Annotated in this window: 13 protein-coding genes; 9 read left to right on the top strand and 4 right to left on the bottom strand. The window is 60.7% G+C overall.

The window, feature by feature from the left end; genetic code table 11:
* Positions 1-73 precede the first annotated feature (73 nt).
* Complete coding sequence (locus ACEXKH_RS08915; RefSeq protein ID WP_373573848.1) at positions 74-1,807, bottom strand: TOTE conflict system archaeo-eukaryotic primase domain-containing protein; 1,734 nt, start codon at positions 1,805-1,807, stop codon at positions 74-76.
* Positions 1,808-2,413: 606 nt separating this feature from the next.
* Positions 2,414-3,274, bottom strand: a complete 861-nt coding sequence (locus tag ACEXKH_RS08910) for a DegV family protein (RefSeq protein WP_373573847.1) — start codon at positions 3,272-3,274, stop codon at positions 2,414-2,416.
* 156 nt (positions 3,275-3,430) lie between these two features.
* Here ACEXKH_RS08910 and ACEXKH_RS08905 point away from each other — a divergent pair, with 156 nt between their 5' ends.
* The 9 genes from ACEXKH_RS08905 (at position 3,431) to ACEXKH_RS08865 (ending at position 12,981) form a co-directional block, all read left to right on the top strand.
* On the top strand, positions 3,431-4,093 hold the full coding sequence (locus tag ACEXKH_RS08905; protein WP_373573846.1) for an HAD hydrolase-like protein: 663 nt from the start codon (positions 3,431-3,433) through the stop codon (positions 4,091-4,093).
* 54 nt (positions 4,094-4,147) lie between these two features.
* Positions 4,148-5,584, top strand: a complete 1,437-nt coding sequence (locus tag ACEXKH_RS08900; RefSeq protein ID WP_373573845.1) for a M20 family metallopeptidase — start codon at positions 4,148-4,150, stop codon at positions 5,582-5,584.
* Between the two features lie 274 nt (positions 5,585-5,858).
* A complete protein-coding gene (locus ACEXKH_RS08895; RefSeq protein ID WP_373573844.1) occupies positions 5,859-6,815 on the top strand; it encodes a phosphate ABC transporter substrate-binding protein in 957 nt (318 codons plus the stop codon).
* A gap of 25 nt (positions 6,816-6,840) precedes the next feature.
* Complete coding sequence (pstC, locus tag ACEXKH_RS08890) at positions 6,841-7,749, top strand: phosphate ABC transporter permease subunit PstC (protein ID WP_373573843.1); 909 nt, start codon at positions 6,841-6,843, stop codon at positions 7,747-7,749.
* Positions 7,742-8,668 (top strand): phosphate ABC transporter permease PstA, encoded by a 927-nt coding sequence (gene pstA, locus ACEXKH_RS08885; RefSeq protein WP_368156489.1) that lies wholly within the window; start codon positions 7,742-7,744, stop codon positions 8,666-8,668. Before pstC ends, pstA begins: the two co-directional genes overlap by 8 nt.
* The gene (gene pstB, locus ACEXKH_RS08880; RefSeq protein WP_373573842.1) at positions 8,665-9,537 is read left to right on the top strand and encodes a phosphate ABC transporter ATP-binding protein PstB; all 873 of its coding nucleotides are present in this window, start codon (positions 8,665-8,667) and stop codon (positions 9,535-9,537) included. The genes pstA and pstB overlap by 4 nt, the downstream gene beginning before the upstream one ends.
* Positions 9,538-9,742: 205 nt before the next feature.
* Positions 9,743-11,602: an ABC-F family ATP-binding cassette domain-containing protein gene (locus ACEXKH_RS08875; RefSeq protein WP_373573841.1), complete on the top strand. Its 1,860-nt coding sequence runs from the start codon at positions 9,743-9,745 to the stop codon at positions 11,600-11,602.
* A 6-nt stretch (positions 11,603-11,608) separates the two neighbouring features.
* On the top strand, positions 11,609-12,379 hold the full coding sequence (locus ACEXKH_RS08870; RefSeq protein WP_373573840.1) for a Cof-type HAD-IIB family hydrolase: 771 nt from the start codon (positions 11,609-11,611) through the stop codon (positions 12,377-12,379).
* A gap of 212 nt (positions 12,380-12,591) precedes the next feature.
* Complete coding sequence (locus tag ACEXKH_RS08865) at positions 12,592-12,981, top strand: metal-dependent transcriptional regulator (protein ID WP_373573839.1); 390 nt, start codon at positions 12,592-12,594, stop codon at positions 12,979-12,981.
* Positions 12,982-13,260: 279 nt separating this feature from the next.
* On the opposite strand, the gene ACEXKH_RS08860 is transcribed toward ACEXKH_RS08865, so the two are convergent.
* Positions 13,261-15,213 (bottom strand): heavy metal translocating P-type ATPase, encoded by a 1,953-nt coding sequence (locus tag ACEXKH_RS08860; protein WP_373573838.1) that lies wholly within the window; start codon positions 15,211-15,213, stop codon positions 13,261-13,263.
* Between the two features lie 100 nt (positions 15,214-15,313).
* A complete protein-coding gene (locus tag ACEXKH_RS08855) occupies positions 15,314-15,532 on the bottom strand; it encodes a cation transporter (protein ID WP_117742982.1) in 219 nt (72 codons plus the stop codon).
* Positions 15,533-15,585 lie beyond the last annotated feature (53 nt).

Genomic DNA, 15,585 nt, shown 5'->3' with positions numbered 1-15,585 from the left:
CGCCCCCGGTGCCATTCCGCAATATCAACGGTGCCGATTCGCAATAATCACCGGTGCTCAGACGAGCAAATACTCACTTAACTATCGGCTCTCCGGTTTGGCGGTCTTTGCCAGATAACGACTGGAATGAAGCGATGTCGACGAGGCCGCTTACGGCCATTTTGCCTCCTCCTATTTGTCCGATGACCGGAGGCTGCCTTTTGCTGATTCGTCCTTTTGGGGTTCGGACGGGCTCCCTGTTGTCCGTAATGTCGATAAATCGCTCGAGCTGGGATTTCCATTGGGTTATGAGTGCGGTTTTGGGAACGATGACGAGCGTTGGAAGACCAATGGATGCAATAAGATAAGCTCCGATGACTGTTTTACCGAAGCCTGTCGGCGCGGACATGATTCCGTCTTCGTATATGAGCATCTGATCAGCGGCGATTTGCTGCTCAGGGCGAAGGACTCCTTTAAATGCCATAACAATCGGATTACCCGATTTGCGCTCGTCTGAATAGTGGGCGGTAACGCCGGTCTCTTGAACTAGCTGCTCAAGTTGAGTTTTGCAGCCCCGGGGAATTGCAACATGACCATCTCTCAGTTCGCTAAGGTCTATGAGTCGCGGTTTGCCGAATACTGATTGATGCATGGACTGCGCGCGATAGAATGCCGGATTGGCAAATGTCGCAAGTCCGCGGATTTCCATTTGAGCTGCTGGACTCAGAGACTTCTCGGGGATGTACAGCATATCGGCTTGAATAACGGGCAGCGATGAGGGAAAGTCCCGCGATGTGAGTGGTAGTCGCTTTCGTGGTCTTTGGGCATACCGTTTGCCCTTGTTTGCCACCGTAGTTGTTGCTGGTCCGTGCGGGTTGTTTCCAGGGGCCTCAATCAGATCTTGCACCGTCGAGCGCGGAATCAGCTGGACTTGTGATAGATAGAGCCATTGGTCGGGAAAGGGCTTGAATTGTTCGTCTACAAATACACTGTTTCCTTCACGTTGCGCCTTGCCTTGAAAGGGGAGTGCGATGAGGTTTCCGAAGCCTCCATCGGGAATAGTGGCCTGAGCGGGTAGCATTCGATCAAAGGCCTCGAACGTGATTGTCTTATTATGCGCCGCAGCTTCGGTTATGAGGCAACTTCCAAACTCTCGGGCAGCCTTTGCGCTGATTGGCTCGAGGAAGAAAAACCAGATGTGGGCGCCGTTGCCGGACCTTGAGCGCTCAACGGCGGCGTTAATGCCCCGTCGTATTGCAACAAGCCGTACGGCATTTGTTGCCTCTTTCCAGTCCGCTTTGTCAAAATCGATGACGAGAACTTTCGTGTTGCAGTTCCTATCGAGAACATATTGCCCGAGGACATCGCGGAACCGGTCATCGTTGCCTTTAAAGTGAGCAATGATTGCGGCATCGCTTAATTCCGGGAAGACGCGATTGCTGCATTCTACGCATTTAACTCTTTGATGGGCTGCTTTGGGGCAAATTCCTGGCTCCCACTCATTAGCACAAGCAGGCGTATAGCCAATGCCCCCGTCCTTTCTGCGATATCCATGAGCGTAAACATCTTTGCGCCCGGTAAAGAGACTGCGAAAGAGCTCGAGTTTATCGCGTGCTGGGCTCGCGCTGGTGACGATGCCCTCGATTTGCGCTCGTTCATCGAACAAAGCGCCAGCTTCTTCCCACTCTTCTAGCGTTGCGTAGCGTACGTCTGAACCGTTGTTGCAAATGACGATTTGTCGGTGTTGGTCCGATATATGTGTGATCGTCTGATCGTATTTAAATTGTGCGGTCCCAAAGAGGGCGTATTGATGCATGGCGTTGCCCATTTGAATGCCGTCCTTGTATTGGAGTTGTTGAGACGAGGGTACGGCATTACGGCTTTTTGGGATATGTAATTTCGATTCAAGTTTGCTAATGGCAAGGGATTATTCTGCGAGCGGCTTTCGGTCGATGCCAAGGCGCGCGACGGCCCTTGATAATCAGGGTTTGCGGTCATATAGGTAGCCGGAGGCGTAAAGAGCGGACCTCATTCAGACCCGGTGGGCAAAAAATGGCAAATATGAGTACTGTTGCTCGGTTAGTCTCATATCATTTGAGAAGTATCTAAGACCAATTGACTGAGTTTTAGTATATTCACCCCTCTAAACACGACGATTCGGGGCTTTATGGAGCTTGAAATCGGTGGAAGCGGGCAATTTCAGCGACATTTTGCTGTTACTTAATTTATGACAGTACTCATATTTGCCATTTTTTGCCCACCGGGTACCGCTAGGGGCTAGTCGAAGCTCCCCCAAACAGCTGGGAATGCGCCGATCGTCAGCATATCTTGTATATGGATGGCTCAGCAAAAGAAGTTGCGGTGGAATGGGGATTGATTTGCGGCTGATAAGCCAAAAACAGTCCCTATTTCACCGCAAGTGGTATGGGTGGCCCTAATTGGCAGGTTGGTAGCGGGGGCAGTAGCTGATGGCGATGGCGTCGACGCCTACGTGGGTCGCGATGGTGCAGCCGATGGGGCCGGTGCCGGCGTCTACGTAGTCCTGGCCTGTGAGCGCTTGGTTGACGAGCTCATGCTCCTCGGCGGCGCCGGTCGTGAGCACGCGCACGCTGGAGCCCGGGTGCTCGGCCAAAAATGCGAGGCAATCGGCCATGGTGTTGGCGACGATGCGCTTGGCGCCGCGGCCCTTCTTGATGGCCTTGATCTCGCCCGATTTCCACTCCGGCGAAACGGCTAGGCGAATGTTGAGCATTTGCGTGAGCTGGCCGGCGAGTTTAGGTGCGCGGCCGTTCTTAACGAGGTTTTCGAGCGTGCGGGGAATCAGCAGCAGGTGGGCGTCGGGCAGCGTCGCGCGGATCTGCGCCTCGGTCTCGTCCAGGCTGCGGCCGTCCTCGCGCATGGCCAGCGCGTACTCCACCAGCAGGCCCTCGGCGCCCGAGCCGGTGCGCGAGTCGATGCAGCGCACGTCGAGCTCGTGCGTTTCGGCCGTCAGGCTGGCGTTGGCATAGCAGGCGGACCACTCGCTGCACAGCGAGATAAAGATGGCGCTGTCGTGGCCGTCGGCGCGCACGCGGTCAAAGAGTGCCTTGAACTCGCCGGCGCTCGGCTGCGAGGTGTGCGGCAGTTGCTCGGAACCGGCCATGCGCGCGACGTACTCCTGGGCGGTAATCTGCACCTGGTCGAGCAGGTCCTCGCCCTCGATAATCACATGCAGCGGAATCACGTAAATGCCGAGCTCTTGGGCGCGGGCGGGGGAGATGTCCGACGTGGAGTCGGTTATGATGGCAAAAGACATAATTGCACCTTTCGTTGGGGCGCTTGCGCGCCGCCTTCTGAGAGCAAAGTGCGACAAGTATAGTAGAGTCGTTCCACATTACTAGGTTCAATTGTTGAATAGTCAACAGTTTGAAGTGTCGGTGTGGAAATCGTCAACTGGGGAAGAGGAATGCCGATGGAGGCACTTGAGATATGCAGGCGGCCGGTCGTGCTATTTGATTTCGATGGCACGGTGGCCGATACGGGCCGGGCGGTGATGACCTCGACGCGCAAGACGCTGGCTGCGCGCGGGTTTTCGGAGGCGCAGATGGGTGACCTGCGTCGCATGATCGGGCCGCCCCTGTGGAAGAGCTTCCACGACTTTTACGGCTTTACGCGCGAGGAATCGCTCGTGGTGGCCGACGAGTACCGCGCCTTTTTTGACGAACTGGGGCCGGAGGAGTATCCCGTGTTCGACGGAATCCCCGAGTTACTCGACGGCCTTGCTGCCCAGGGCAAGCGTATGGCCGTGGCGACGTCGCGCATGGAGGCGAAGTGCATCGATATGGTGCATGAGCTGGGGCTTTGCCAGTTCGAAGCCGTGTTTGGCATGAATCCGCCGCAGGGGCGCGAGACCAAGGCAGATTCGGTTCGCGATGCGCTGGCGGCGCTCGGTGCGACGGCCGACGAGGCCGTGATGATCGGCGACCGCTTTAACGATGTGGAGGGCGCGCACGCGATGGGTGTGCCGTGTATCGGCATCTATTCGGGCGCGGCGTCGCCGGGCGAGCACGAGGCCGCGGGAGCCAATGCGGTGGTGCACTCGGTGGCCGAGCTTGCTAAACTTTTCGCAATATAAGTATGTGATGTGAGGGGCGGGCACGCTCGCCGCTCATTGGTAAGGAGGTCCTCCATGAATCAGGTGGAGCAGAACGTTACCGAGTATGTCGACGAGGTCTGGGAGGATGTCGTCGCCGATATCGAGCAGCTGGTGAGTTATCCGTCCGTGGCAGTTTCCGCCGATGCGGAGCCCGGCGCGCCGTTTGGCCGCCCGGTCCGTGACGCGCTCGATTGCGCGCTCGGCATCGCGCAGAAGCTCGGCTACCGGACGAGCGACGACGAGGGCTATGTGGGCATTGCCGATATCCCTGGCCGCGGCGACAAGCAGCTCGCGACCATCTGCCACGTGGACGTGGTTCCCGCCGGTCCCGGTTGGAACACCGACCCGTTTGCGATGGAGCGCCGAGAGGGCTGGCTGCTCGGTCGCGGCGTAATCGACGACAAGGGCCCGGCGGTGCTGTCGCTCTACGCCGGCGCCTATCTGCTCAAGCACGGCATTACCCCGCGCTATACCTTCCGCGCGCTGCTGGGATGCGATGAGGAAGTGGGCATGTCCGACGTTCACCATTATCTGGAGAACCACGCGAACCCCGACTTTCTGTTTACGCCCGATGCCGAGTTCCCGGTTTGTAATGCCGAAAAGGGCCAGTTTGGGGCGACGTTTGTGAGTCCCAAGATCGACGGCGGGCGCATTGTGTCCTGGAGCGGCGCCGAAGCGAGCAACGCCATTCCGTCGCAGTCTATCTGCGAGCTTGCGATTGCCGCCGATGAGCTGCCGGCGCCTGTTGAGAACGCCGACCGCCTGGAGATTACGGCGCTCGAGAACGGCCATGCCCAGATTTTTGCGCACGGTATTGGTGGCCATGCTTCGATGCCCGAGGGGACGATCAACGCCGTCGGCCTGATCGTGACGTACCTGCGCGAGGCCGAGGACGCGTTTGGTGCGCGCGACGAGCGCCTGCTGACGCCTGCCGAGCACGAGTTCGTCAAGTTCTTGGCCTTTGTGCATGCGGACGCCTATGGTCGCGGCTTGGGCATCGATGCGACGAGCGCGGCGTTTGGCCCGCTCACGTGCAACCCCGGCGTCATCCGCGTGGTGGATGGCCACATTGAGCAGGTCATCGACGTGCGTTTCCCCGACAGCACGAGCGCCGATACCATCTGCGAGCAGCTCGAGCCGCTCGTGGGCCGCTTTGGTGTGACGTATCTCGTGGGTCGTACCAAGGTGCCGTTCTCGGTCTCTGCCGACGATCCGGCCGTGAAAGCGCTGATTGATACCTATAACGAGTTTACGGGCAAGCATGCCGAGCCCTTCGCCATGGGCGGTGGCACGTACGCGCGCAACTTTGCCCGCGCCGTATCGTTTGGCCCCGAGGAGACCGGCCTTGAGCTGCCCGCGTGGGGCGGCCAGATGCATGGCCCCAACGAGTGCGCCAACGAGGAACAGCTCAAGCAAGCGCTCAAGATCTATATTGTTGCGATCCTCCGTTTGAATGAATTAGAGCTTTAAGGTTACGCGGTTTCCCAATCTAAGTTGCGGTGGAATAGTTCCTAGAATGGGCCATTTGATGGCCAAGCAGGAACTATTTCACCGCAACTTTGCTTTTATTGGTGTAAAAGGTGCGCCATATTTGGCGCTGGATTGTTATTCGTTTGTAAAGCCCTGCCGCGCTTGCGGTAAGGGTTTATCAAATGCCCGTAAGAAACCGCAGTTGGCGCGGGTGCTGCCCGGTCGGGATCGTATCTTTCCAAACAGCAAAGCGGGCAGGGTGCCCGCGATTCGCATGTACGAAAGGAAGATCATGCTCGATCAGGCTTATTCTCGTCGTCAGTTCCTCGGCCTTGCTGGTGGTCTTGCCAGCATCGTCGGTCTCGGTCTCGTTGGCTGCGGCGGCGCAGGCGCATCCGACGCCGCCGACAAGGGTAGCGCCGCTGCTGCCGAGTCCGTCTCCGGCGAGGTGACCTACGACGGTGCCTCCTCGTTCCAGGCTCTCGTCGAGGCCGCTGCCGAGAAGTTCATGGATGCCAACCCCGACGTCTCCGTCTCCGGCTCGGGCAACGGTTCGGGCAAAGGTCTGACCGCTGTTGCCGCCGGCACCGTCACCATCGGTAACTCCGACGTCTTCGCCGAGACCAAGCTCGAGGCCGACCAGGTCAAGAACCTCGTCGACCACGAGGTCGCCGTCGTGGGCATGGGTCCCGTCGTCTCTAAGAACGTGAAAGTCGACGACCTGTCCCTCGAGCAGCTCAAGGGCATCTTCTCCGGCCAGATCACCAACTGGAAGGAGGTCGGCGGCGACGACGCCACCATCGTCGTTCTCAACCGCAAGGCCGGTTCCGGTACCCGCGCCACCTTCGAGGCTGCCGTCTTTGGCGACGAGGCAGTCGACTTTAAGGGCGACGCCGAGCTCGACAAGTCCGGCGATGTCCAGACTCAGATGGGCAGCACCGATAACGCCATCTCCTACCTGGACTTCTCGCACTTCGATGACTCCAAGTTCAACGCCATCAAGGTCGAGGGCGTCGAGCCCAAGAGCAAGAACGTCACCGACGACTCCTTTAAGATCTGGGCGACCGAGCACATGTACTGCGCCAAGGACGCCGACGAGGCCACCAAGGCCTTCTTGGAGTTCATGCTTTCCGACGATGTCCAGGGCAAGCTCGTCGAGGAGCAGGGCTTTATCCCCGTCTCTGCCATGAAGGTCGTCAAGGACGCCAGCGGCAAGGTCTCTGCTAAATAAGTAATCGCCCCCGGAAAGGTTTGCAATGGCAAAACAGCTGCCAAAGCGCGACCTTGAGAACGTGGGCCTGGGCGTCACGGGCGCGTGCGTAGCGCTCGTGACGCTTGTCGTTGCCGCGCTTATCTTCATGGTCGCCCAAAAGGGCCTCTCGGCTTTTCTCAAGGATGGCGTTTCGGTTGTCGAGTTCTTCATCGGCACCAAGTGGGACCTGGCCAACACAGCCGAAAACGGTCTGCCCTATACCGGCGCCCTGCCCCTGATCGTCACCTCGTTTGCGGTCATGGTGCTCTCCACGCTCATCGCGCTGCCCATCGCCATCGGCTCCGCCATCTTTGCGGTCGAGATCCAACCCAAATTTGGTTCCAAGGTCTTTCAGCCGCTTATTGAGCTTTTGACCGGCATTCCCTCGGTCGTCTTTGGACTGATTGGCTTTCACGTGGTCGTCGGACTTATGAAGTCCGTTTTCCACGTGAGCACGGGTCTGGGCATCCTGCCCGGCGCCATCGTGCTGGCTGTCATGATCCTGCCGACGATGACCACCCTTTCGGTCGATGGCCTGCGCGCCGTGCCCGACAGCTACCGTCAGGGCTCGCTTGCGCTGGGCTACACCCGCTGGCAGACCATCTGGCACGTGGTGCTCAAGTCCGCCATGCCGTCGCTCATGACTGCGGTCATCCTTGGCATGACCCGCGCCTTTGGCGAGACACTCGCCGTGCGCATGGTCATCGGCGGCATCGAGGCCATGCCGACGTCGCTGCTGTCGCCGGCCTCGACCATCACCACCACGCTCACCACGTCTATGGCAGTCTATGCCGAGGGCTCGGCCCAGGACGATGTTCTGTGGGCGCTTGGTCTGCTGTTGATGGGCATGAGCCTCATCTTCATCCTGATCATCCATCTCATTGGCCGCAAGGGGGCGAAGGCTCGTGGCTAGCACGCACATCCACATCGACGAGGCGAGACTCGGGCGCGTCCAAAAACAGGACCGCATCGCCACGGGCGTGCTGACGGCGATCGCCGCCATCGTCATGCTCATCGTCGTTTCCATGGTGGCCTATATCCTGTTCGAGGGTATCTCGACGCTGTTCCAGCCGGGCTTCCTCACGCAGCCCGCGCGCGCCAACGGAACCCAGGGCGGCGTGCTCTACCAGCTGTTCGACTCGTTCTATCTGCTGCTGATCACTCTGATCATCTCGGTGCCCATCAGCCTGGGCGGCGCGGTCTTTTTGGTTGAGTACGCGCCGGACGGCCCCATCCGCGACATTGCCTCCACTGCCATCGAGACGCTGTCCTCGCTGCCTTCCATCGTCGTCGGCATGTTCGGATTCCTGGTGTTCTCGGTGCAGCTGGGCTGGAAGTACTCCATCATCTCCGGCGCCGTCGCGCTCACCATGTTCAACATCCCCATCCTGGTGCGCGTGATTCAGCAGGCGCTCGAGGACGTGCCGCAGGCCCAGCGCGATGCATGCCTGGCCATGGGCCTCACTCGCTGGGAGGCCACGCTGCACATTTTGATTCCCGAGGCCATGCCCGCCATCGTGACCGGCATCGTGCTTTCGGCCGGCCGCGTGTTTGGCGAGGCCGCGGCGCTGCTCTTTACCTCGGGCATGAGCTCGCCGGTTCGCCTCAACTTCTTGAGCTTTAACCTGTCGAGCCCCACCTGCGCTTGGAACGTGTTCCGCCCCGGTGAGTCGCTCGCCGTGCACATCTACAAGATTTACGGCGAGGGCAGCCCCGAGGCCCAGCAGATCGTTTGGGGCACCGCTGCACTGCTGATGATCTGCGTGCTGCTGTTTAACATAGTTGCCCGTATCGTGGGCAAGCAACTGGCAAGGAAGATGACGGCCGAATGAGCGAGATGAATGCAACGCCCGCAACCGAGGCGGCCACGTCCGAGACCCAGGACTTTCTGTCGAGTGTGGGGGAGAGCGAAAAACGCGTGCGCGTGAGCGGCAGGGCCGTGAGCGACGAGGTCGTGCTCTCCACCAAGGACGTCAACGTGTACTATGGCGACCACCATGCGCTGCACGATACGTCGCTCGACTTTCACAAGGGCGAGATCACGGCGCTCATCGGGCCTTCGGGCTGCGGCAAGTCGACCTTCTTGCGTAGCCTCAACCTGATGAATCGCGAGATTCGCGGCTGCCGCGTGGAGGGCGAGATCAATTACCGCGGGCGCAACGTGAATACCAAGACCGAGAACACCTACGAGCTGCGTCGCTCCATTGGCATGGTGTTCCAACAGCCCAACCCGTTCCGCAAGTCCATTCGCGACAACATCACGTTTGCGCCTAAGCGCCACGGCATCACCGACCGTGACGAGCTCGACCGCATGGTCGAGGAGAGTCTGCGCGGCGCGGCGCTGTGGGACGAGGTCAAGGACAAGCTCGACAAGAGTGCCTACGCGCTTTCGGGCGGCCAGCAGCAGCGTCTGTGCATCGCGCGCACGCTGGCGCTCAACCCCGACGTGATCCTGTTTGACGAGCCCTGCTCGGCGCTCGACCCCATCTCGACGCTGTCGATCGAGGACCTTATGTCGTCAATCGTTGCCGACCGTGCCATCGTCATCGTGACGCACAACATGGAGCAGGCGTCGCGTGTGTCCAACCGCACGGCGTTCTTCTACATGGGCGATATGGTCGAGTACGACGAGACCGACGAGATTTTCCAACGGCCCAAGGATAAGCGGCTGAATGATTACCTCACCGGCATGTTCTCCTAGTCCGGGACATGCTTGAGGCCCGTGGCGGCCACGGTCGCCACGGGACTGATTGGAGGGGCGGGTCATCTCTTGCGGGAGATGGCCCGCCTTTTTGCTCTGCGACCGAAGCGACCACCACAAAGGGGACAGGCACCTTCGTGGTGGTTTGGGGTGGGGCTCGCTGCTATCATGGACAACGTTGAATTTCTACGAAGGAGCAGGGCATATGGCGATTCTTTTGGGATGCGATTCCATCAGCCTAGAGTTTCCCACCAAGCATATTTTCGATAGCGTGACGCTCGGCGTGGGCGAGGGCGACCGTATTGGTATTGTTGGTAAAAACGGCGACGGCAAGTCGACGCTGCTGAGCGTGCTCGCCGGCACGCTGGAGCCCGACGATGGCCGCGTGACGCATCGCCGCGGCACCACGATCGGTCTGCTCGGCCAAAAGGACCAACTTGTCGACACCGATACCGTGCATCATGCCGTCGTGGGCGACACGCCCGAGTATGAGTGGGCGTCGAGTCCGCGTACGCGCCAGATCCTCGCCGGTCTCATTAGCGATGTGCCCTGGGAGGGCACGGTGGGCGAGCTTTCGGGCGGTCAGCGCCGTCGCGTGGACCTTGCGCGCCTGCTGATCGGCGACTACGACGTGCTCATGCTCGACGAGCCCACCAACCACCTGGACATGCGCACCATCAACTGGCTCGCGCGTCACTTAAAGGCCCGCTGGCAGCGCGGCCAGGGCGCCATGCTCGTGGTCACGCACGACCGCTGGTTCTTGGACGAGGTCTGCACCAGCATGTGGGAGGTCCACGACGGCCAGGTCGATCCCTTCGAGGGCGGTTACTCGGCATACATCCTGCAGCGCGTAGAGCGCGACCGCATGGCCGCCGTCACCGAGGAGCGTCGTCGCAACATGGCACGCAAGGAGCTCGCGTGGCTGAGCCGTGGCGCCCAGGCGCGCTCCACCAAGCCCAAGTTTCGCGTGGATGCCGCTCGCGAACTCATCGCCGACGTGCCGCCCGTGCGCGACGAGCTGGAGCTCAAGCGCCTGGCGGTGAGCCGCCTGGGCAAGCAGGTCATCGACGTGATCGACGTGGACGCCGGCTATGCGGATACCGACGGCGCGCCCAAGCAGGTGCTCTCCGACGTGACCTGGCTTATCGGCGCGGGCGACCGCTATGGTCTTTTGGGCGAGAACGGCGCCGGCAAGTCGACGCTGCTCGACGTGATCCAGGGCAAGATCGCGCCCCTGCGCGGCCGCGTGAAGATCGGCCAGACGGTGCGCTTTGGCGTGCTGTCGCAGCAGCTCGAGGAGCTCGAGCCCTACATGGGCGACACGATCCGCGAGGTGCTGAGCAACTATAAGAAGTACTACGTCATCGACGGCAAGGAGACTTCGCCCGAGAAGCTCTGCGAGCGCCTGGGCTTTACGACCCAACAGCTCTGGAGTCGTATCGGCGACCTTTCGGGCGGCCAACGCCGTCGCCTGTCGCTGCTGCTGACGATCCTGGACGAGCCCAACGTGCTTATCCTGGACGAGCCGGGCAACGACCTGGATACCGATATGCTCGCGATTGTCGAGGATCTGCTGGACGGCTGGCCCGGCACGCTGATCCTGGTGACGCACGACCGTTTCCTCATGGAGCGCGTGACCGACCAACAGTGGGCACTGCTTGACGGCCACCTGACGCATATGCCCGGCGGCGTCGATCAGTACCTGCGCCTGTGCAACGCCACCGCCGAGGGCGAGCCCGTGGGCGCGCCGAGTGCCAAGACCGGCACGTTCGACACCGGTGCCGCAGCGGTTGCGGCCGAAAAGCCTAAGACGAGCGGGCAGCCCAATGGCCTTTCCAACGCCGAACGCCAGAAGCTCCGCCGCGAGGTGAGCTCGCTCGAGCGCAAGATGGAGACGCAGCGCGCTCGCGCGGAGGAGGCCGAGGCCGCCATGGCCCAGGTCGATCCCACCAACTACACGGCGCTGGGCGAGCAGCAGGCAAAGATCGACGAGGCCCACGCCGCCATGGACGAGCTGGAGATGGCGTGGCTCGAGGCGAGCGAAAAGCTCGAGGGCGAGGAGTAGACCAGGATGATCAAAGCCGCGTTTTTCGATATCGACGGCACGCTGCTGAGCTTTAAGACCCACCGGATTCCGGCGTCGGCGCAGCAGGTGCTCGACAGCTTTCACGAGCAGGGGATTGCGTGCGTGATCGCCACGGGCCGTCCGACCTACCAGATGCCCGATTGGCTGTTCAACTTGGGCTGGGATGCGTACATTACGCTCTCGGGCCAGCACTGCTTTGATGCCGAGGGCGTTTACCGTAGCTGTCCGATTGATCCGGACGACGTTGCGGTGATTGTGGACCAGGTGGCGCAGGGGCGCTACGACTCGCTGTGCATGCAGGGCGAGAACTCGTTTGTGAACCGTCTGTCCGAGCGCGTGGTGACGGCCGGCAGCAACGCGGGGATTGTCTACCACGAGGAGCCGTTTGAGCACGCCTTCGATGCGCCGGTTTATCAGTTCTGCGCCTTTGTGGATCCGGCCGACGAGCATATCGTGACCGATGCGGTGTCGCATTCGCTCACTACGCGCTGGTCCGACCTTTTCTGTGACATTATCCCTGCCAACGGCGGTAAGGACCTGGGCGTGGCGGCGACGCTGGAGCGCCTGGGCATCGATGCGAGCGAGGCGATTGCCTTTGGCGATGGCGAGAACGACCTGTCGATGTTTTCCGCCGTGGGCACGAGCGTGGCCATGGGCAACGCGCAGGACACGGTGAAGGCTGCAGCGACCTACGTGACGACCGCCGTGGACGACGACGGAATCTACAACGCCGCAAAGCACTTTGGGCTGCTATAGCTGCTGATCCGGCACTTGGGGACGTTCCTCTTGTGCCGGCAGTTGGGGACACTCCTTGTGGGGTGTGTCTCCGTTTTGTTTTCGTCCCGTGCGTTTTGTGAAACACGGTTAACCTTTTAAACAACGTAGTAAGACATGGGCAACTTTTGCGGTAAAGTAAATCAAGCAAAAGTATCCAAAGGCTAACTAGAAGCCATCGCGAAAGGCGGCCCATGGCCCTACGTGAATCTGGAGAAGACTATCTCGAATCGATCTACGTTCTGTCGCAGCGCCAAGGCACGGTGCGCTCAATCGACGTCGCCGAATACCTGGGCGTAACCAAGGCAAGCGTCTCTAAAGCCATGGCGGCCTTGGAGAACAACGGCTACGTGGAGATGGGCAAACGCGATGTGCATCTGACGGAACGCGGTCTTGAGGTTGCCCGTCAAATGTGGGAGCGCCATTGCTTTTTTGTGGGGCTGCTAGAGGACGCTGGCGTATCGTCCGAGGTTGCCTCGCAAGAGGGCTGCCACATGGAGCATTGCCTGAGCGAGGAGAGCTTCGAGAAGCTAAGGTCGATGCTGGGACGGGAAGATGTAGCGGGTCCAACAACAGAAGCCTAACTGACCCACAGTAGCGCGGAGTTCACGCAAAGCGCGAACCAGCGACCGGGACCAGCGGCCCTTTCGGCAATGTCCAATTCAGACAAGGAACCCCGTCAGCAAGCGATGCCCAAGAACCGCCAGCAACGTTACTGCAGGCCGGGACCGGGCTTGGTTTTGAAAACACTCCGCAGCGCGAGGCCCGCCTTTCCGTTGCTCCGCAGGAGCAGGAAAGACGGGCCTCATGCGCGAGGACGTTTTCAAAACCAAGCCCGGTCCCGGCCGGACAGCCCACGAACGCTACAGGTTCTTGACACCCATCGCGCGCATGGCGTTCAGGATGGCGATGATCGCCACGCCCACGTCGCCAAAGACGGCAAGCCACATATTGGCGATGCCCAGCGCTGCCAGCACCAAAATCAGCAGCTTAACGCCCAGCGCAAAGATGATGTTCTGCCAGACGATCGACATGGTCTTGCGCGCCACGCGGATCGCGCGGGAAATGTTGGACGGTTTGTCATCCATGAGCACCACGTCGGCGGCCTCAATCGCGGCGTCGGATCCCATGGCGCCCATGGCAATGCCCACATCGGCGCGGGTGAGCACAGGCGCGTCGTTGATGCCATCGCCGACAAAGGCGAGCTTGCCCTTGCCGCTTTCGGCCGCGAGCAGCGCTTCAACACGCTCGACCTTGTCGCCCGGCAGCAGCTGCGCGTGGAACTCGTCGAGGCCGAGCTGCTTGGCCACCGCAGCAGCCACTTCCTCGCGGTCGCCCGTGAGCATGACGGTGCGGTTGATGCCAGCGGCGTGCAGGTCACGGACCGTCTGCTCGGCATCGGCCTTAACGGTGTCTGCAATCACGATGTGGCCGACATACACGCCGTTCACGAGCACGTGGAGGATTGTGCCGACAACCTCACAGTCCGGTGCTTCAATGCCGGCCGCGGCGAGCATCTTGGCGTTGCCGACGACGACGTGCTTGCCGTCGATGGTCGCCGTCACGCCGTGGCCCGCGTCATTAGTGGAATCCGTCACGCGCTTGGGGCCGAGCTCGCCCTGGAAGGCAGTGCGTACCGACTGCGCGATGGGGTGGTCGGAGAATGACTCGGCGAGGGCTGCGACCTCGAGCAACGATTGCTCGGTATAGCCTGCCTCGGGGTGTACCGCGACGACCGAGAACGTTCCGTTGGTGAGGGTGCCCGTTTTGTCGAAGACGACGGTGTCCACATCGGCGAGCGTCTCGAGGTAGTTTGAGCCCTTGATGAGAACACCTAGCTTGGAAGCGCCGCCGATGCCGCCAAAGAAGCTCAGCGGCACGCTGATCACGAGCGCGCACGGGCAGCTGACGACGAGGAAGGTCAGGCCGCGTAGAATCCAGTCGGACCAAGCGCCAGTCACCAGGCCGCCGCCGAGTGCGAGCACCGCTGCCGCGCCGGTGACGGCGGGGGTGTAGACGCGGGCAAAGCGCGTGATGAAGTTCTCGGTGCGTGCCTTCTTTTCGCTGGCATTCTCCACGAGCTCCAGGACGCGCGCGACGGTGGACTCGCCAAAGGGCTTGGTGGTGCGCACGCGGATGAGGCCCGTCATGTTGATGCAGCCGCTGATGATATCGTCGCCGGTCTTGGCGGGGCGGGGGACTGACTCGCCCGTGAGCGCGGCGGTGTCGAGCTGGGTTTCGCCCTCGACGATGACGCCGTCGATAGGCACGCGCTCGCCGGGCTTGACCACGATCACGGTGCCGACGGCGATGTCATCGGGAAAGACCTGTTCGAGTGCGCCGTCGGCTTGCTCGACGTTAGCGTAGTCGGGCGCGATGTCCATCATGGCACTGATCGACTTGCGGCTCTTGCCCACGGCGTATGCCTGGAACAACTCGCCGACCTGGTAGAACAGCATGACAGCGGCGCCTTCGGCCATGTGCGGGTCTGTATCGGGGAAGAGCACCATGGCAAACGCGCCGATGGTTGCGACTGCCATAAGGAAGCTCTCGTCGAAGGCCTTGCCGCGGCGGATATTATTGAATGCCTTTTGCAGTACGTCGTAGCCGGCAATCAAAAACGGCACGAGGAACAGCACAAAGCTGGCGTAGATGTCGCCCGGGGTGCCAAATGCGGCGGTGAGGGTGCCGAGCTCATCGAGGGCGTACACCACGGCAAAAATGCCCAGCGCTACCAGGATGCGGTTGCGCTTATGCTCGAGCGACTCTTTTTTCTTGCGCTTTTTCTTTTTCTTTTTGGGGTCGGCAGTGGCCATGACTCGTATCCTCCCAATTGAATGTATGAACACTCGCTCATATAATTTCGCGAGCAAAGGCCGCGGCAAGCGCGGCCTTGCAGGCTGGCGTAAACCTGGGCTAGAGAATGATCTCGCAGTCCGGCTCGGCGTCGGCCGTAAACTCCACGACGCGGTTGAGCACCTCGTCGAACTCGGTGTCATCGGCCTCGAGCGTCAGCTTCTGAGTCATAAAGTTGACGGACACGGATTTGACGCCCTCGAGCTTGGCCAGCTCGTCCTGAAGCTCGCGCGCGCAGTTGGCGCAGTCGATCTCGTCGAGCTTAAACTGCTTTTTCATGGTGGGTTCCTTTCCCTGTTTTGCGGCTTGGGTGCAGGCCGCGCTGGTACCGT

This window comes from Collinsella aerofaciens ATCC 25986, assembly GCF_964259375.1.
GTDB lineage: Bacteria > Actinomycetota > Coriobacteriia > Coriobacteriales > Coriobacteriaceae > Collinsella > Collinsella aerofaciens_BO.
This window is presented reverse-complemented; position numbering and strand designations above follow the sequence as displayed.